Origin of the sequence: Corynebacterium sp. HMSC075D04, from assembly GCF_001815635.1 — a bacterium.
Classification (GTDB): domain Bacteria; phylum Actinomycetota; class Actinomycetes; order Mycobacteriales; family Mycobacteriaceae; genus Corynebacterium; species Corynebacterium coyleae.
This window is the reverse complement of sequence record NZ_KV821289.1, coordinates 98110-116479: the sequence shown is the minus strand read 5'-3', so window position 1 is coordinate 116479 and position 18370 is coordinate 98110. Positions and strand designations below refer to the sequence as shown.

General features: G+C 60.6%; 19 protein-coding genes. 10 read left to right on the top strand and 9 right to left on the bottom strand.

What is annotated here, in order from left to right; genetic code table 11:
• Positions 1-7 precede the first annotated feature (7 nt).
• Entirely contained in the window at positions 8-697 is a 690-nt protein-coding gene (locus tag HMPREF3048_RS11665; RefSeq protein ID WP_083316635.1) for a MerR family transcriptional regulator, read from the top strand.
• A 581-nt stretch (positions 698-1278) separates the two neighbouring features.
• Here HMPREF3048_RS11665 and HMPREF3048_RS01300 read toward each other — a convergent pair.
• On the bottom strand, positions 1279-1524 hold the full coding sequence (locus HMPREF3048_RS01300) for a PLDc N-terminal domain-containing protein (protein ID WP_083279521.1): 246 nt from the start codon (positions 1522-1524) through the stop codon (positions 1279-1281).
• Positions 1525-1912: 388 nt separating this feature from the next.
• Between HMPREF3048_RS01300 and HMPREF3048_RS01295 the strand changes: the two genes are divergently transcribed.
• Together HMPREF3048_RS01295 and HMPREF3048_RS01290 are read left to right on the top strand one after the other, a co-directional pair.
• On the top strand, positions 1913-2572 hold the full coding sequence (locus HMPREF3048_RS01295; protein ID WP_141758817.1) for a hypothetical protein: 660 nt from the start codon (positions 1913-1915) through the stop codon (positions 2570-2572).
• Positions 2573-2605: 33 nt separating this feature from the next.
• A complete protein-coding gene (locus HMPREF3048_RS01290) occupies positions 2606-4144 on the top strand; it encodes an HNH endonuclease signature motif containing protein (RefSeq protein ID WP_070770996.1) in 1539 nt (512 codons plus the stop codon).
• A gap of 71 nt (positions 4145-4215) precedes the next feature.
• Here the strand turns inward: HMPREF3048_RS01290 and HMPREF3048_RS01285 are convergent, their stop codons facing one another.
• Positions 4216-5844, bottom strand: a complete 1629-nt coding sequence (locus HMPREF3048_RS01285) for an ABC-F family ATP-binding cassette domain-containing protein (RefSeq protein WP_070484812.1) — start codon at positions 5842-5844, stop codon at positions 4216-4218.
• A gap of 176 nt (positions 5845-6020) precedes the next feature.
• On the opposite strand from HMPREF3048_RS01285, the gene HMPREF3048_RS01280 reads away from it, so the two are divergent.
• Both HMPREF3048_RS01280 and HMPREF3048_RS01275 read left to right on the top strand, forming a co-directional pair.
• Positions 6021-6347, top strand: coding sequence for a hypothetical protein (locus HMPREF3048_RS01280; protein ID WP_070770995.1), 327 nt, complete (start codon positions 6021-6023; stop codon positions 6345-6347).
• A 23-nt stretch (positions 6348-6370) separates the two neighbouring features.
• Entirely contained in the window at positions 6371-6661 is a 291-nt protein-coding gene (locus tag HMPREF3048_RS01275; protein ID WP_141758816.1) for a hypothetical protein, read from the top strand.
• A gap of 77 nt (positions 6662-6738) precedes the next feature.
• Here HMPREF3048_RS01275 and HMPREF3048_RS01270 read toward each other — a convergent pair whose 3' ends face one another.
• Genes HMPREF3048_RS01270 through HMPREF3048_RS01240 form a run of 7 tightly spaced genes read right to left on the bottom strand, consistent with a single transcriptional unit; the run spans position 6739 to position 12867 of the window.
• On the bottom strand, positions 6739-7113 hold the full coding sequence (locus HMPREF3048_RS01270) for a metal-sulfur cluster assembly factor (RefSeq protein ID WP_083316633.1): 375 nt from the start codon (positions 7111-7113) through the stop codon (positions 6739-6741).
• Between the two features lie 2 nt (positions 7114-7115).
• Entirely contained in the window at positions 7116-7565 is a 450-nt protein-coding gene (gene sufU / locus HMPREF3048_RS01265; RefSeq protein ID WP_070770993.1) for a Fe-S cluster assembly sulfur transfer protein SufU, read from the bottom strand.
• Complete coding sequence (locus HMPREF3048_RS01260) at positions 7562-8794, bottom strand: cysteine desulfurase (protein WP_070770992.1); 1233 nt, start codon at positions 8792-8794, stop codon at positions 7562-7564. The genes sufU and HMPREF3048_RS01260 overlap by 4 nt, the downstream gene beginning before the upstream one ends.
• Positions 8794-9549 (bottom strand): Fe-S cluster assembly ATPase SufC, encoded by a 756-nt coding sequence (sufC, locus tag HMPREF3048_RS01255; RefSeq protein WP_070484815.1) that lies wholly within the window; start codon positions 9547-9549, stop codon positions 8794-8796. The genes HMPREF3048_RS01260 and sufC overlap by 1 nt, the downstream gene beginning before the upstream one ends.
• 11 nt (positions 9550-9560) lie before the next feature.
• Entirely contained in the window at positions 9561-10724 is a 1164-nt protein-coding gene (gene sufD / locus HMPREF3048_RS01250; protein ID WP_070770991.1) for a Fe-S cluster assembly protein SufD, read from the bottom strand.
• Entirely contained in the window at positions 10725-12170 is a 1446-nt protein-coding gene (sufB, locus tag HMPREF3048_RS01245; protein ID WP_070770990.1) for a Fe-S cluster assembly protein SufB, read from the bottom strand.
• Entirely contained in the window at positions 12163-12867 is a 705-nt protein-coding gene (locus HMPREF3048_RS01240) for a helix-turn-helix transcriptional regulator (protein ID WP_070770989.1), read from the bottom strand. The genes sufB and HMPREF3048_RS01240 overlap by 8 nt, the downstream gene beginning before the upstream one ends.
• A gap of 194 nt (positions 12868-13061) precedes the next feature.
• Between HMPREF3048_RS01240 and mptB the strand changes: the two genes are divergently transcribed.
• From mptB to HMPREF3048_RS01215, 5 genes are read left to right on the top strand one after another with little or no spacing between them, the layout of a single operon-like run.
• Positions 13062-14666, top strand: a complete 1605-nt coding sequence (gene mptB / locus HMPREF3048_RS01235; RefSeq protein WP_141758819.1) for a polyprenol phosphomannose-dependent alpha 1,6 mannosyltransferase MptB — start codon at positions 13062-13064, stop codon at positions 14664-14666.
• Positions 14667-14672: 6 nt separating this feature from the next.
• Positions 14673-15599, top strand: a complete 927-nt coding sequence (locus tag HMPREF3048_RS01230) for an ABC transporter ATP-binding protein (protein WP_070615017.1) — start codon at positions 14673-14675, stop codon at positions 15597-15599.
• A gap of 4 nt (positions 15600-15603) precedes the next feature.
• A complete protein-coding gene (locus HMPREF3048_RS01225) occupies positions 15604-16392 on the top strand; it encodes an ABC transporter permease (RefSeq protein WP_070423134.1) in 789 nt (262 codons plus the stop codon).
• A gap of 45 nt (positions 16393-16437) precedes the next feature.
• A complete protein-coding gene (locus tag HMPREF3048_RS01220) occupies positions 16438-17391 on the top strand; it encodes a COX15/CtaA family protein (protein WP_070770987.1) in 954 nt (317 codons plus the stop codon).
• A 1-nt stretch (position 17392) separates the two neighbouring features.
• On the top strand, positions 17393-18370 hold the full coding sequence (locus tag HMPREF3048_RS01215) for a quinone oxidoreductase family protein (protein WP_070484822.1): 978 nt from the start codon (positions 17393-17395) through the stop codon (positions 18368-18370).

Genomic DNA, 18370 nt, shown 5'->3' with positions numbered 1-18370 from the left:
TGGTCGTGTGAAGATTTCAGAAGTCGCTGCAGTCGCAGGCTGCTCCGTGCGGGCCGTGCGTCACCTGCATACGAGTGGCGCAGTTCCCGAACCTGCTCGGACCAGTGGTAACTACCGCAACTATTCCGTATCCGATCTCGCGGCGGTCCTTCGCGCCAGAGCACTTATCGACGCCGGCGTTCCGGTATCTGAAGTCCAGAGCCCGAATGCTGTTGAGAAATCGCTCGTCCTTCTCGACGAACGCATCACACAGCTCCAACGGCAAAAACAGCGCCTTCTCGCCCTGGCATCCTCGCCACATGGAGCACCGGAGGACATCCGTAACTCCCTCAAATCTGCAATCAACGACCCGTCACTTTTTCAGATTGAACTAGATTCATGGGATCTCATGGGTTTCACCGGCGTTGCTACGCCGGACACTTGGGAGCAGCTTCGGAAGAATCTTCACGATCCGACTTGTCTCGCTGCTACCCAAAAGGCGGAGACTCTCTGGCAAGAACTCGGCGAGATGAAGCCAACAGACCCTGCCGTTGCCATGCTGGTGCGCCGGCTACAAGCGCTGGCGCAAGCCGGCCTGATGCGAGGTATCTTCCCAACCCTTAACCCCGGAGACGTACCACTTGCACTGTCCGATGTTCCTACGAAGGGCGCACAAGGATTAGCGCTTCGAATGCTGGCAGGTGATTTTCCTGCGTAGCTTCCTCCGCTTACTTCGAAAACACCCCGGCTTCCGACTAGCCAAGTATGAACTCGGGCTATACCGAGATCTCATTCGCTGGATCCGCCGAGAGACACTCATCCCTGAAGGGGCAGTTGCGATTCCTCACCAACCGGGTCGATTACAAATGCTTGGAATAGTCACGGCGGTGCTCGCAATTGAGGCCGGGGTTGTTCACCTCGTATTGCCTGAAGGGATCATTCGAGTCGTTGCGCTACTACTGTCGCTGTGGGCCCTCGTGTTCGTGTGGGGTCTAATCGCCGCGGAGCGAATTCGTCCCAGCTATTTCGACGACAAGACCGTCGTGCTTCGTCGCGGACGAACGCTTTTTACGGAAATACCAACGACCTCCGTGCACAGTGTGACGGACTCCCCTTCATATACTTCTGCGGTCGAGGTCGCCGATGGCGTACTCACATTCGGCGGTCCTGCCGGAACAGACACACTCATCTGCCTACATGAGGACGTGCTGGCCTATCCCGATCGCTACCCGTGGCAGCGACCAGTTCCCGTACGCGTTAGGAAGATACGTTACTACCGCGGTAACGGAACCAAGGTGCCTAGCGCTTCTTCCCGATAATGAAGTAGCCAACCCAGCCAAACGTGTTAACTGCGCCGATAATCGGAGTCCACAGCCACTTCGGGCCACGAATCCTCTTGGAATTGGTCCGAGCGAGGTCGCGAAGCGCAAAGGCCTTGCCTGCCGTATCGATCGTGGCCAGGACGCCAGCAATTGTCTTCTGATCCGAAGACAAGCTGTTCCATGCGTCCTTGATGGTGTCGATGAACTCATTGTTTTTAGCCATGGTTTGAAGTTTAGCCGGTCGGGTTGATCGTCGATAAGCGTGTTGCCCCTCTCGCAAAATTTCGGATATTTCTTTTATCTAGGGTCCAATGCACAATATAGTGATCAAACACTTGTGCGAGCAATGTTTAGCTCATTACAGTCACTGGTAACGCAATTTTTACGACCTAAGGAGCGCAAAAATGTTCCCAGAACCGCTACTACATGTCATAACCGAACGCATCGAATGCGAGCCCATTGGCGCAACTTTCTATCTTCACGGGGACGGATTCACATCCATACTCGAATCTATTTACGCATATAGGATCGACACACGAAATCCCACTCGGGGACTCGGAGACATCGCAAATCTTCTCGCCCAATTTCCAGCGCCACTATCCACGCAATATGTGGACACCCCGTACCTCGACGAGCTGTGCGAAGACTACCTAATCCTCGACTACGCCCGGCGCGAAGTGACGCTCAGGATCGACAATTATAAGCCGGACCGTTGCACGTTTGACCATGAGAACGTTAAGCCACTTTACGAATTGGCTCGTGCTCACAACACGGACATGTATATGCAGCCGCCGCCACTTCTTGAACGCAAAGTCATACGCGTTATCTCAAAGCGCAACGGCGAGTACTGTTCAGGCATGGATATCCTGCTCCCCGCCGGCGGAGACAGGATCCTGACCAATCTGCTTTCACTCCGGGATGAAGGATCCGTTACTGCGGAGATTTTGGCGCAATACCTATTCCACTGGAAGCCACCACACGTCCAGATTCGCCCCTTCCAGGACGCATTGCTTGGCGACGAATACGAGACGGTAGTGAAGCCACACTTCCCGAGCGACTATCCATTCCTCACCATTGATTCGCCGGAAAATTCATTGCGCCTGAGCGATAGTTCCGGCAGGTTGATCATGGTAGTCGACGTCAACGAAGACTCGATGAAGCGCGTACATGAACGGCTGACACAACCACGCCGAGAATCCATCACAGTTGACTTTCTTGCCGACACATCCTGGGCTGACTCCAGCCCTACAACTGTTAAAGGTCCGTTCTAACACTAATTCCGATTGCGTTAAGGGAGAGAAACCATGTCAACGGAGCTTTCGCGCCACGTCGACACCATCTCCCATGCCCTTTTCGCAATCAAGGACCTCTTTCACGACCCAGCAACGCTGCACTTCGACGACATCCACAAAGAGATGGAGCGCTTCGAAGCAGCCTTCAACGTCAAGGCAAGCCTCGACGCCTTCTTCGCATTCCTCTGCGAGCGCGATGAAGCTGGCCGCACCGTCGGCGCGAAACATCCGACCCAGTACTTACAGAAGAAGCTTGGCCTTGAGCCCAAGGAGGCCTACGACCGTCTCGCCCGTGGCCGCGACTACTACGGGGAGCCGGCCGTCGAGGAGACCGCAGACGACGCTGCTGATGCTGACCTCTTCGACTCCAACGCAGATTCCACGGCGGACGATGCCGCACAGGCGGCAGCGAAAGCAGCTGCACAGCAAGCGGCACGCGAGCAGGCGCGCCGCGAACAGGAAACGGCACGCCGAAACGCCGAGCGCGTCAATGCCGAAAAACAACGCGTGATTCGTCTCGAGCTGGATCGCCTCGTTGAGGCCGCCAAAGGTGCCCGCGCTCGTCTCCAGGCTAAGGCGCTCGCAGAGGCTCCGCGACGTACCGTCAAGGACCTGCGCGCAACCGTACGACGTTGGGTGGAGGAAGCCAACCGCGAACACCTCGACCCCGCGAACCCGAACGCAGGGATGGAGAAACGTGGACTCCACATCGGACCGCAGCGCGCCGACGGCACCCACAAGATCACTATCGACGCCACTGCTAGCGACACCGCATTGTTCAAGGCACTCACCGACAAGGGGCTAGCGCCGAACTCAAACATGCCGAAGGATGTCGACGACTACCGATCCCCAGCACAACGGGCCTACGACCAATTCGCCAAGATGCTGAAGCACTACGACACGTGCCAAAAGCCAACAGGTGGCGGCTGCGCATCTGTCGTCGTCTCCGTGACGCTCGACGAGATCGCCGATGCCTCCCCAACCACAAGGTTTCAAACCAATACCGGCATCGACCTCACCGCGTTCGACCTCGTCCGCCTCGGCATGGACGGTACCGCTGACTTCATCCTGACCGTTGATGGCGCCACCGCACTGCCGTTGAACCTCTACCGCACAAACCGCCTTGCATCACTGGCGCAGAGGATCACACTGCTCGCGGTGCAGGGCGTATGTGCCTGGACGGGGTGCACCGCCCCGCTGACCCAGGCCGAGATCCACCACATCACGTCGTGGCTGCAGGGCGGCGACACCAACATCGATAATCTCGCGGCCCTCTGTAGAACCCATCACCGATGTAACAACGACTTCAAAGACCACAGAGGCAACACGAGTCACATCGAACGGGACCACGCAACTGGCCGCGTGGGTGTGAAGCAACCCGGATCCACCAAGATTAGGTTCAATCATGCAGATGCGGCAGAAAACTCAGCCGTCAATCGGATCCGTAAACGAAACCACCGACTGAACACAGCCACAGCGAAACCACCACCGCGCGAGCCTGCCGAGCCGCCATCATGGGCTAAACACCAATCCCCTTACCCGCCGTTTTAGGCTGCCACCGGAAACTCGCCTGCCTCGAACGTTGGTGGGCGCTAGCCTGCCCAAGCCCCAATGGCGAATTGCTAAGCCAGCTCGACGATCTCCATGTACTCGTCGCTCCACATATCTTCATCGCCCTCCGGCATGATGATGACCCGCTCTGGCTCGAGCGCCCGCACCGCACCCGGATCGTGGGTGACCAGCACCACCGCTCCCGTGTACGTCTTCAGCGCATCGAGGACCTGTTCGCGGGATTGTGGGTCGAGGTTGTTGGTGGGCTCGTCGAGAAGCAACACGTTCGCACGCGAGGAAACCAGCGTCGCCAGCGCTAGGCGAGTCTTCTCGCCGCCAGAAAGGGTGCCCGCCGGCTGATCGAGCTTGTCGCCGGAGAACATGAAGGCACCAAGCAGCCCACGCAGGTCCTGTTGGCCAGCGTCGGGGCAAGCCTCGATCGTGTTTTCCCACACCGACTTGGAGCCGTCGATCGTGTCGTGCTCCTGGGCAAAGTAGCCAATCTTGAGGCCATGGCCGGAGACGACGCCACCCTCCCCGTCGGTGCGCTCCACCCCGGCGAGCAGCTTGAGCAAAGTAGTCTTGCCCGCACCATTCGTGCCGAGAACGACCACCCGGGATCCCTTGTCCACCGCAAGATCGACGCCCGCGAAGACTTCGAGCGAGCCGTACATCTTTGTCAACCCCTTGCCGAAGAGCGGGGTCTTGCCGCACGGCGCCGGCTCAGGGAACGAGATGGAGGCGACCTTGTCGGCGACGCGGACCTCGTCGAGCTCCCCCATCATGCGCTCGGCACGCGCCAGCATCTGCTTCGCCGCGGCCGCCTTAGTGGCTTTCGCGCCGAGCTTGGCGGCCTGCTTCTGCAGGGCCGAGGCCTTCTTCTCCGCGTTGGCGCGCTCGCGGCGCCGCCGGGCCTCGTCGAGGGCGCGTGCGTCCTTGTACTTGGAAAAGCCCATGTTGTACACGTCGGCCTCCGCGCGGACGGCGTCGAGGAACCAGACCTTGTTGCAGACGGCGTCGAGAAGCTCAACGTCGTGCGAGATCATGATCAACCCGCCCTCGTGCTTGGACAGGAAGTTACGCAGCCAGGTGATGGAGTCGGCGTCGAGGTGGTTGGTGGGCTCGTCGAGGAGCAGCGTCGTCTTCGACTTACCCGATCCCTGGCGAGAAGCAAAGAGAATTTGGGCCAGTTCGACGCGGCGACGCTGACCACCCGAAAGCGTCTTAAGTTTCTGATCAAGCACCCTGGCCGGAAGCCCCAAATTGTCACAGATCTGCGCCGCTTCAGCGTTGGCCTCGTAGCCGCCGAGCGCCTGGTAGCGCTCCTCCAGGCGGGAGAACTTCGCAATCGCCTTGTCACGCTCCGCCCCGTCGGTCTCCTCCATGATCTTCTGCTGCTTCGCCATGGAGCGTTGAATCTGATCAAGCCCACGGGCGGAGAGCACACGGTCGCGGGCGGTCTGCTCGATGTCGCCTTCCTTGGAATCCTGCGGGAGGTAGCCGATCTCGCCCGCCCGGGTCACCGAGCCGCCGTAGGGTTCGGTCTCCCCCGCCAGGATGCGCATCGTCGTCGTCTTACCGGCACCATTGCGGCCGACGAGCCCGATGCGGTCGCCGGGTTGGACGCGGAGGTGCTGGCCTGGGGCGTCGAGAAGCGTGCGGGCCCCGACGCGGACCTCGAGATCATTGGTGACAATCACGGGTTGCTACCTTACAAGCCCGGTCAAACCACGAAAAAGAATCTGTAAAACCGCTTGACGCAGCCTGTGCATCAATTCATAATCTTCTTTACGTGTCGTCGGCACGTCTTGTTCTCCTTTTCGAGAGGTTTCCATGAAGAAGACCCCCCCTTTCCGCGCTCGCGCTGAGCGTGGCCATGTCTACCACGCTGGTTGTCACACCTGCTGAAGCTCAGCCGGCAGCGCCGAATTTCCAACAGATCCAGAAGCAGATTGACGCCACTACCCGCAACGCGCTCATGAATCTGTGGGGCCCCTACGAGCAGCTGATTCGTACCTTCCCGCAGCTCAAGCCGGTCCTCGATCCGCTGGTCGCACAGTTCCTCCCTCCCCGGAAGCCTGTCGCAGGACCGAGGACCACCGCAAATTCTCTCTTCAACGCGATCAATGCGGGCGTCGATACCTACAACCGGGCGCACCCAGTGCCAACAGGGGGGCCGCGTTTTCCCGTCCGAGTACAATGAAGCGCAGCCCGCAGCTGGACGCAATGGCACAGCGAATCGCGAATGAGGCTGTCAACGGCAACACAAATATCAACGGATTAATCGAAAACTACCGGACGCCTGCACCATTCGAATTCCACACCGCAATCTGGGAGACGAGCGACAAACCCCACAGCGAAACGGAAGACAAGCTGCGCGCCGGCAATGAAGAGTACTTCAATCCCGGAGGCTACCACTGGCACTACGCAGGCACCGCGGTGGCTGAGCGTAATGGCAAGTATGCCTTCATCGTCGTATACGGCGGCAAGTCCGAGTACGGTATTGAGGACCTCTAAGACATAGCCTCAACGCAGAATGAAGCTCCCGCGTACCTTTTCTACGGTACGGGGGAGCTTCTGACTTTTGTAGGTCTCTACACAGCAAACCCGAGCGCGCGCAACTGCTCGCGTCCCTCTTCCGTGATGAACTGTGGGCCCCACGGCGGCATCCAGACCCAGTTGAGCTCGAGGTCGTCGACGGCAGTGTTCGAAACCACGGCTGAGGTGGCCTGCTCCTCGATCACGTCAGTCAGCGGGCACGCCGGCGAGGTGAGCGTCATGTTGAGCACCGCGACGGTCTTGCCCTCGCGCTCCTCGATCCACAGGTCGTAGACCAGGCCGAGGTCAACAACGTTGATGCCCAGCTCCGGGTCGATGACATCGTGGAGGTACTCCTCTACTTCACCGACCAACTTGAGTTGCTCTTCGGTTTGCTGTGGTCGCTCGGACTGCTTGTTCGATTCGGTCACAGTTACTCCTTTTCTTCCAATGCATCCGACGTTGCCGCCTGGAATGCCTTCCAGCCGAGCAGCGCGCACTTCACACGAGCCGGAAACTGGGAAACGCCCGCAAAGGCGACCCCGTCGCCGATCATCTCCGCGTCGCCTTCGAGGGTGCCGCGGGAGGTGATCATCTCGTCGAAAGCTTCGAGCTTCTTCATCGCCTCGGCGACCGGCAGCCCGATGACCTCCTCAGCCATCACCGAGGTCGAAGCCTGGGAGATGGAGCACCCTTCGGCGTCGTAGGAGACGTCCTCGACGGTGGAGCCATCTTCGGACAGGTGAACACGGAGCGTCAGCTCGTCGCCACAGGACGGGTTGACGTGGTGCACCTCTGCCTCATAAGGCTCGCGGAGCCCGGCGTGCTGCGGGTTTTTGTAGTGGTCCAGGATGACTTCCTGGTACATGGATTCGAGGTTCATCGTGCGAAAAACTCCTTCGCTTTGGCAATAGAGGCCACCAGGGTATCTACCTCGTCGAGAGTGTTGTACAGGTAGAAGCTGGCCCGCGAGGTCGACTGCAGGTCGAGGCCGCGGTGCGCTGGCCACGCACAGTGGTGGCCGGTGCGAATCGCAACGCCTTCAGAGTCGAGCACCTGCCCCAAGTCATGCGGGTGGACACCGTCGACAGTGAACGAGATCGCGCCACCGCGATTCTCAGCCGTCAGCGGGCCAGCGATGCGCAGCCCGTCGATCGCCTGCATCTGCTCCAGGGCGTACGCGGTGAGCTCATGCTCGTGGGCTTGGATCTCGTCCATTCCGATCTCCGTGAGGAAACGCACTGCCTCGCCGAGCCCGACAACCTGCGAGGTCATTTGGGTCCCCGCCTCGAAGCGCTGCGGGGCAGGAGCGAAGGTGGATTCCTCCATGCGCACGACCTCGATCATGGATCCACCGGTCAAGAACGGCGGCAGCTCGTTGAGGTGCTTGGAGTACACCGCGCCCACACCACTGGGGCCGCACATCTTGTGCCCGGAGAAGGCAGCGAAGTCAACGTCCAAGGCGTGGAAATCGACCGGCATGTGCGGCACGGATTGGCAAGCGTCGAGCACGGTGAGAGCCCCGACAGCCTTTGCGCGGCGCACCATCTCCTCGACATCTGCAACCGCACCGGTGACGTTTGACTGGTGGGTAAAGGCGACCACCTTGACGGAGTTGTCGAGCTCGAGCGAGTCGAGGTCGATGCGCCCGTCCGGGGTCATCTTGTACCACTTCAACGTCGCGCCTGTGCGACGGGCAAGCTCCTGCCAGGGCACCAGGTTCGCGTGGTGCTCAAGCTCGGTGATCACGATCGTGTCCTCAGGCCCGACCGCGAGCGAGCCCGCCCGCGAGTCACCCAGGACGTGCGCAACCAAGTTCAGGGCTTCGGTGGCGTTTTTGGTGAACGCGATCTCGTCGTTACGCGCGCCTACGAACGCCGCGATCGCCTCGCGGGCCGATTCGTAGGCGTCGGTCGCCTCCTCTGCGAGAAGGTATGAACCGCGGTGCACGGGAGCGTTGTAGCCGAGCACGAAGTCGCGCTCAGCGTCCCACACCCGCTGCGGGCGTTGCGACGTCGCCCCCGAATCCAGGTACACCAACGGCTTTCCGCCGCGCACGGTGCGCCCCAGGATCGGGAACTCTTGCCGGATTGCAGTTACGTCGAGCGGCATTAGATGAACTTCTCGTAGCCTTCGGCCTCGAGCTGATCAGCGAGGGAAGCATCGCCGGTCTTGACGATCTTGCCGTCCGCGAAGACATGGATGAAGTCCGGCTTGACGTAGTTCAGGATGCGCTTGTAGTGCGTAATCATGAGCACTCCACCACCGGTTTCGTCCTGGTAGCGGTTGATGCCCTCGGAGACGATGCGAAGCGCGTCGACGTCGAGGCCGGAGTCGGTCTCATCCATGACGGCGAACTTCGGCTTCATCAGGGAAAGCTGCATGACCTCGTGGCGCTTCTTCTCGCCACCGGAGAAGCCTTCGTTGACGGAACGCTCGGAGAAGGAAGCATCCATCTGGAGTGCCTCGCGCGCTGCGTTGAGCTCGGAAACCCACTCGCGCAGCTTCGGAGCCTCACCGCGCACTGCGGTGACAGCGGAGCGCATGAAGTTCGAGGAGGACACGCCTGGGACCTCGACCGGGTACTGCATGGCAAGGAAGAGGCCTGCGCGTGCGCGCTCGTCGATATCCATTTCCAGGATATTTTCGCCGTCGAGCAGCACCTCGCCTTCGGTCACCTCGTACTTCGGGTGGCCGGCGAGGGTGTAGGCAAGGGTGGACTTGCCAGAGCCGTTGGGGCCCATGATGGCGTGGGTTTCGCCGCCCTTAATGGTCAGGTTGACGCCCTTGAGGATGGGCTTCGGCTCCTGGCCTTCCTCGGAGGGAAGGACGTTGGCGTGCAGGTTCTTAATTTCGAGGGTGGACATAGAAGCTCCTTTTAGTTTTCGTTGCGCTCGAGTTCGCCGGCGACGCGGGCGATCAGGTCTTCGCGGACCGACTCGATTGGGATCTGGTTGAGGACCTCGTTAAAGAAGCCACGGATAATCAGACGGGTGGCGTCTTCCTCGCGGATACCGCGGGAGCGCAGGTAGAACAGCTGGTCGTCGTCGAAGCGGCCGACGGTTGCTGCGTGGCCTGCTCCTGCGATTTCGCCGGTTTCGATTTCCAGGTTCGGGATTGCGTCGGCGCGTGCACCGTCGGTGAGCACCAGGTTGCGGTTGGTTTCGTAGGTGTCGGTGCCTTGGGCTTCGGCGCGGATGAGCACGTCGCCGACCCAGCAGGTGCGGGCCTCGGGCAAGCCGGAGGCCTTGTCGCCTTGGAGGGCGCCCTTGTAGAGCACGTTGGAGCGGCAGTTCGGTACGCCGTGATCGACGAGCAGGCGGTTTTCAATGTACTGGCCCGCATCGGCGAAGTACACGCCGGTCAGCTCAGCGTCGCCGCCCGGTGCTTCGAAGGACACGCGTGGGGAGATTCGCACGACCTCGCCGCCAAAGGTTGCGACATGGTGACGCAGGGTTGCATCGCGCTTGACGACGATCGCCTGCTGGCCAACATGTACTGCATCAAGATCCCATTCGGCGTCGATGACGGCATTGACGCGGGAGCCCTCACCGATGACCCAGTTGACGTTGTCGGCGTGAGTGCCGGATCCCTCGTAGCGCACCAGCACGGTTGCGCCGGAGTTCGCGCCGGTCTCGACAACGATGGTGCCAAACGTCGTGACGTCTGCGCCTGCACCGGTCACAGTGATGGTGATTGTGTCGTTGAGCTCGACGTTTGCTGGCACCGATACCAGGGTGGCGTTTTCGGAGGAGGTCCACGCCTGGGCGGCGATGCGGTCGACGGGGGCTCCGGCGGCGGTCACGCGGTCGTCGTCAAGCGCAACTTGCTCAACGGTGACCTCAGACGGAGCGTCAACTGTGATCTGGGCGGGAGCCTGCGGCGCGAACTGGCCGTTGTGCAGGCCGCGCAGGCGACGTAGGGAGACGAAGCGCCAGACCTCGTCGCGGCCGCCGGGGATGTCGAAATCCTCAACGTTGAAGGAGGAGTACAGGTCGCCCTTGTTGTTGTGTGTGGTGGCGTTCTTGACGGTTTCAGCCATTTAGCCCACCGATCCTTCCATTTGCAGCTCGATGAGACGGTTCAGCTCGAGGGCGTACTCCATTGGCAGCTCCTTGGCGATCGGCTCGACGAAGCCGCGCACGATCATTGCCATTGCCTCTTCCTCGGCGATGCCGCGGGACATGAGGTAGAACAGCTGGTCCTCGGAAACCTTGGACACCTTCGCCTCGTGGCCGAGCGTGACACGATCGTTACGAATGTCGTTGTATGGGTACGTGTCCGAGCGGGAAATGTTGTCGACCAGAAGCGCGTCGCATTCAACGTTGGATGCGGAGTCGTGCGCGTTGGCGTTGACCTGGACCAAGCCACGGTATGCGGCACGGCCACCGCCGCGGGCGACGGACTTGGACACGATCGACGACGACGTGTGCGGAGCCATGTGCGTCATCTTCGCACCGGTGTCCTGGAACTGGCCCTCACCTGCGAAGGCGACGGAGAGCACCTCGCCACGGGCGTGCTCACCGGTCATCCAGACGGCCGGGTACTTCATGGTCACCTTGGAGCCAATGTTGCCATCGACCCACTCCATGGTCGCGCCCTCTTCAGCCTTGGCACGCTTGGTGACCAGGTTGTAGACGTTGTTCGACCAGTTCTGAATGGTGGTGTAGCGGCAGCGGCCGCCCTTCTTCACGATGATTTCCACCACCGCGGAGTGCAGGGAGTCCGACTTGTAGATCGGGGCGGTGCAGCCCTCGACGTAGTGCACGTACGCGTCCTCGTCGACAATGATCAACGTGCGCTCGAACTGGCCCATGTTCTCGGTGTTGATGCGGAAGTAGGCCTGCAGCGGGATGTCCACGTGGACCCCCGGCGGGACGTAGATGAAGGAGCCACCAGACCACACTGCGGTGTTCAGCGCGGAGAACTTGTTGTCGCCGGCCGGAATGACGGAGCCGAAGTACTCCTTGAACAGGTCCTCGTGCTCACGCAGCGCGGTGTCAGTATCGACGAAGATGACACCCTTTTCCTCCAGGTCCTCGCGGATCTGGTGGTAGACAACCTCGGACTCGTACTGTGCTGCAACGCCTGCAACGAGACGCTGCTTCTCTGCCTCGGGGATGCCCAGCTTGTCGTAGGTGTTCTTGATGTCCTCCGGCAGATCTTCCCAGGAGGTCGCCTGCTTCTCGGTGGAGCGGACGTAGTACTTAATGTTGTCAAAGTCGATGCCGGAGAGGTCTGCGCCCCAGGTCGGCATCGGCTTCTTTTCAAAGATCTCGAGCGCCTTGAGACGCTGGTTCAGCATCCATTCCGGCTCTTCCTTGATGCCGGAAATGTCGCGGACAACGTCCTCGTTGAGGCCGCGTCGCGCGGATGCGCCGGCAACATCGGAGTCGTGCCAGCCGTAGTTGTAAGCGCCGATGGACTCGATGATCTCGTCGTCGTTCATCGGCTTTTCAAGACCTGGCGTTGGCTTTGCTTCAGTCATTGTCAGCCGCTCCTTTCGTTTCGTTTCCCGCCTTTGGGGCGAGAGGGATGTTAGTCGTGCAGATGCCGTGTCCGTCCACAATAAGGGCGAGCGGTTGCACATGCGTATCGACGATGCGCGCAATGGCCTCGTGTTCCGCCTCGCACAATTCTGGATGCTCAGCCGCTACCGCGGAGACTGGACAGTGGTGTTGGCACAGTTGGATACCTGCTGGCGTACGCCTGACGGTGGGCTCGTATCCGTGGGCTTCGAGCGCGGCAGCAACAGCTTGCACTGCTGCTTCCGGGTCGTCACTGTCAGCACCAGTCTGGACATCTGCGAAGATGCGTTCGGCCCTCCTGCGAGCGAATTCACGCACTGCTTCCTCGCCGCCGATAGATTCGATCACATCAACGGCCTCAAGTGCGATGGTGTCGTAGCTCGTACCGAACTCTTCCCTGCCCTTGACGGTGAGCTGGAAGTGCTTTGCCGGACGGCCGCGGGATGCCTGATCCCCTGCTACCGCACGCGGCGGGCAGGTTTCTGCCATCCCTTCTTCAACGAGTTTGTCCAGATGACGTCGTACGCCGGCGGGCGAAAGTCCAAGCTCGGTGCCGATTTCGGCCGCCGCAACGGGCCCTTGTTTGAGCAGGATAGACATCACCTGCGAACGGGTTGTTCCGTTCACGCGGTATGCAGTGTCTTTCTCTGCCACCATGCAACCCCTTTCCTTGGCTCTCTGCTCGCCTTTACACAACACTAGTGTGTCGTAATTATTCCCGCCGAAGCGGGTCTCCTTGGCGTGGCGCGCACCAAGTAAGCTCTAGCGACGTGACTGCCCAGCCTCCCCGCTCGCCGAGATTGCCGCGTCTGCGGCGCCCTGGCCGTGCGGTCCTTGCGGAGTTTCCCCACATGGGGCGGCCCGGTTCGCGTTCCTCGGAGCTGCACAATCCGTCACCCGGGTTTGATGGCGGTTCGTCCATTCCACAACCGTCTTACCGGGAGCGGGACCGGTTTTTCATTTTGCGCTGGCTCGGAGCCCTGGGCGCGTGTCTCATCGCGCTCGGTGGTTTAGGTGGCGGGGCGCTCCCAGTCGTCGATAATCCGTGGTTCGCCTTCCCCTTTGGGGCCACCATGAGTCGAATGATGCTGGCTTCTAACGCCATCGTGCTCATCGGCGTGGGCATGCTTGTCGCGTCATGGCTGATTATGGCGCCGTTTGTCGGCGCAGGTGGGCACGCACCGCGCATCGGAGCACCGGCGTTGCAGCGCACGTTCGTCGCATGGGTGCTGCCACTCATGTTGACCGCGCCCCTGTTTACTCAGGACATTTATTCTTATTTGGCTAACGGCGCGATTGTGCGCATGGGGCTTGATCCGTACGCCGCCGGGCCAGTAGAGATCCTCGGCGTCGACCACCCACTGGCCAGGTCCGTGCCGTTCATTTGGGCGCACTCTCCAAGCCCGTACGGGCCGGTTGCACTCGGCATCGCGGCGTTAATTTCCATTGTTACCGCCGATGCAGTGTTTTGGGGGGTCTTCCTGCACCGTGTGCTTTCTGTCGCGGGATTGCTCGCAGCATCGTGGGGGTTGCGTGCACTTGCGCAGCGTTGCGGTGTCAACGCCTCGGCTGCACTGTGGCTCGGCCTGCTCAACCCACTGACCATCCTGCACCTGGTCGGAGGTATTCACAACGAGGCGTTACTGGTCGGCTTCGTCCTCGTCGGCCTCGAGCTCGGGCTCAGAGCAGTCGATCCGATCCGAACTGGCGATGCAACCTTCCGTACTTGGATCATCCTGATAGCATCGGGCGCCCTCCTCTCCTGTGCGGGGTTGGTGAAGGTGACCGGGTTCATCCCGCTGGGGTTTATTGGCATGGCGCTCGCGCGCAGTTTTCACCTCAAGGGAGTCTCTACGGTGCGCTCCATTGCGCGGGCAGTCGCCGTGCAAACGCTTATTTTCTTAGCGACGATCACACTCGTCTCCCTCGGTACCGGCATCGGGTTCGGGTGGGTGACGGGACAGGGCGGTGCTGCGTCGATACGCAGTTGGCTCTCGCTGACCACCGACATCGGCGTCATCAGCGGATTCATTGGGATGCTGCTGGGACTTGGCGATCAGACCGAGGCGATACTCGTCATTACGCGTGGCGCAGGGCTCGCCGTAGCTGCAGCGTTCGCGGTCCGCATGTTGTGGGCCACGTTCAAGGGCACGATCCACCCCGTCGGCGGGCTCGGCGTATCCATGCTGGTGCTCGTGATTCTGTTTCCGGTGGTGCACCCTTGGTATCCGCTCTGGGCGATCTTGCCGCTAGCGGCTTGGGCGAACCGGTTCTTTTTCCGGGTGATTGTGGCGTCTTATAGCGCGGTTTTTAGTTTCCTTGTACTCCCGCGCGGGCTGGCACTGCCGCCGTTTGCTGTGGTGACAATCTACGGGTCTGCTGCTGTTGCGTTCGCTGCGTTGGTGCTCGTTGCCTGGTTGGGTTTCCGGTACTGGCGGGGCCGCGGGCTAGACTGATCGGCCATGAGTGATCTTGCTCTTGAAGTCGACAATGTCGTCAAGGAGTACGGCGAAAAGCGGGCTGTCGACGGGCTGACGTTTACCGCGCGACGTGGTGAACTTTTGGCACTGCTCGGCCCGAATGGTGCCGGCAAAACGACGACGATTGAGATGTGCGAGGGGTTTACCACACCAACCTCCGGGTCTATCCGGGTGCTTGGCATCGACCCTGTTACGCAACCGCAGAAGGTCCGTGACCGCATCGGCATCATGCTGCAAGGGGGCGGATCCTATGCGTCGTTAAAGGTTCGCGAGATCCTGCAGCTCGCTGCGCGGTACAACACCAATCCTCACGACCCGGACTGGCTTATAGAGCTGCTCGGGCTCGAAGGCGTAGCGAAGACCACGTACCGCCGCCTGTCGGGTGGCCAACAGCAGCGACTGTCGCTCGCGCTCGCGATGATTGGTCGCCCAGAACTAATCTTCCTCGACGAACCCACTGCAGGCATGGATGCCCAGTCGCGCCTCGCAGTATGGGACATCATCCAGGCGATGAAGCGTGACGGCACCACTGTGCTCCTTACCACCCACTTGATGGACGAAGCGGAAACGCTCGCCGACGACGTTGCGATCATTGACCATGGCAAACTCGTCGCCCAAGGCTCCCCAGCGGAGTTGACCAGTCATGAGGAGTACCCGGTTGTTGCTGTCCGCACGGACCGTAAGCTCGATGTGCACCTGCTTAACGACGAACTCCGAGCGCTCGACATTACCGCCGAGGCAGTCAGCCCTCAGCGCTACCGAATTCTTGGCGCCGGTTCCCCGGCCGTCATCGAAGCGCTTGCGCGAAGTGCTGCCCAGCAAAACGTGCTGATCCGGGATTTGTCGATGTCGCACCGCGACCTTGAGGACGTCTTTTTGGATATCACCGGACGAGAGTTGAGGAGCTAACGCAATGACCACGCAAGCCCAGACCACCGACCGAGCTCTTACCCCTGGTATTTTCACGCCGAACCCGCAACGTGCATCACTTGCACAGATGGCACTGGCACAAGGCCGCGTTGAAGCAAGGCTGATGCTGCGCCACGGCGAGCAGCTCCTCGTCAACCTCATCATCCCTGCTGCGGTGCTCATCGCAGCCACGCACATGCCGATGTTTGGCGACGACACCGACTTCAACGCACTCGTTCCGATGGTGTTTGCTGTTGCTGCTACCTCGGCTGGCTTCACGGGCCAGGCGATTGCCCTTGCGTTTGATCGTCGATACGGAGCGCTCAAGCGCGTGGGCGCCTCGGGCGTGCCACCATGGACCATTGTCGCCGGGAAAATCTTCGGTGTTCTCGCCACCGTTTTGGTACAGATCGTCGTCCTCGGCGCAATTGCCCTGTACCTGGGCTGGCGGGTCTCGGTCGCAGGCGCTGGATTCGGCCTGATTACCCTGCTGTTCGGCGTGGCGGCGTTTACCGCCATGGGACTACTGATGGGCGGCACGTTGAGCTCCGAGCTAGTCCTTGCGCTGGCAAACCTGATCTGGATTGCGTTCATGGGCATCGTTGGATGGGTGGTCTATTCCGGGGACCTTTCTAGTGCCGGCGTATGGAATGCTGTGCCCACGGTCGCGCTAGCCGGCGCTTTGGCAGATGCTGTTGACCTGCGTTTTAACGTGTCGGCTTGGGTCTCGCTCGCAGTATGGACTGTCCTAGCGATCATCGGGGCGGTGCGCCTGTTCCGCTTTGACGACTAACCGCGATACACTCAAGCCGTTATTCATCCGAAAGTTGGAGAAGTTTTGTCGACCACCACTGCCCAACCAAAGTCCCAAAGCCGTTTCAAAGAGGCCTGGGAAGATCCCTCACTCCACCTGCAGCGCGTTCTCGGCATGGTGCTGCTCATCTGCCAAGGTGGCATTACGGTCACCGGCTCGCTTGTTCGCGTGACCGGTTCCGGTCTCGGTTGCGACACCTGGCCGCTGTGCCACGAGGGCTCACTCGTGCCGGTTGCGGGCGCTGCACCTTGGATTCACCAGACAATCGAGTTTGGTAACCGCCTGCTCGCCTTCGTCGTCGCCGCTGCCGCAGTCCTTGTCCTAATTGCGGTATACAAAGCGAAGCGCAGCGACGCAATCAAGACGATGGCTTGGGTTTCCTTCCTCGGCGTTGTTGTCCAGGCCGTCATCGGCGGCATTTCAGTACGCCTCGACCTGCAATGGTGGTCCGTCGCGGTGCACTTCCTGCCGTCGATGCTGCTCGTGTGGGTTGCGGCAGTGCTCTACATGCGCATCGCAGAAACCGATGCGGCCGAGCCGACGCGCCGCTTCCCCGCGCATGCTCAGACCTGGACTGTCATCGCCGCCGTCGCGCTCTGCTTTGTCCTCGTTACCGGCACTATGGTTACCGGCTCGGGTCCACACTCGGGTGATTCCGGTGTTGGCATGGAAGGTCGTCTCGACCTCGACACCCGGATGCTCGCCTATGTCCACGCCATCTGCATGTACGTCTACCTAATCGCAACCTTCGTCGTCGCTTTCATCTTGCGCCGCTCTGATGCCCCTGCAGACGCAAAACGAACCGTCTGGGTGCTCATTGCATTGATTTTTGTGCAGTGGGCCATCGGCGTCATCCAGTTCAGGATGGGTGTTCCACGCTGGACAATCCCAGCCCACATCGGCATGTCATCAACGGTCGTAGCATTTAGTGCATTCCTTTTCGCACACGGAAAGCGTCGTTTGCCTACGCTAGTGTGACATGAAGGCAATTCTTGTTACCAAACATGGCGGCCCGGAGGTACTCGAATACACCGAGGTCGCCGATCCCGTTCCAGGCGAGGGGCAATTGCTTGTCGACGTCGACTATGCCGGCGTCAACTACATAGACACGTACTTCCGCTCCGGAACGTACGCCTCTGAGCCTCCCTACACCCCCGGCACCGAAGGTTGCGGCCGAGTGGTCGACGACCCATTGGGGGAAATCGCGCCGGGTACGCTCGTCGCTTGGCACGACGCTCCAGGGTCCTACGCAGAAAAGGTTGCAGTCGACCGCAACCGTCTCGTCGCAGTGCCGGAAGGCGTGCAGCCCGAGGTTGCGGCATCCATGCTTCTACAGGGGATGACCTCGCACTACCTTCTCCACGGTGTTCGAGATACCAGGCCGGGAGACACCATGGTCATCACTGCTGGCGCCGGTGGCGTCGGCCTTATCCTGACCCAGATGGCTGCGGCGCTCGAAACCACGGTTTATTCGATTGTTTCTAGTGACGAGAAAGAGGATCTCGCGTACAAAGCCGGAGCGACCAAGGTGTTCCGCTACGGAGACAAGGGCTCCGCTCTCGCAGAGGAGATCAAGGAAGCCAACGGTGGCAAGGGCGTCAACGTGGTCTACGACGGCGTTGGCAGGGACACTTTCCAGTTCGCCCTTGAGGTCACAGGCCCGCGCGGCCTCGTGTGCTCCTTCGGTTCCGCGTCGGGCGACGTGGAGCCGTTCAAGATTCAAGAGTTGAACCAGCACGGAGCACTGTACCTCACCCGCCCCTCGCTGAAGCACTACGTTGCCACAGACGAGGAGTTCCTCATGCGCGCACAGGCAGTTGTCCGTGCGATCGAGGACGGCACCGTCCGGATGCGCGTCCACCCGCCGTATGAGCTCAAGAACGCCCGCAAAGCCCATGAGGATCTGCAGGCGCGTAAGACCACAGGTTCTGTAGTGCTCAAGATCGAGCGGGATTAA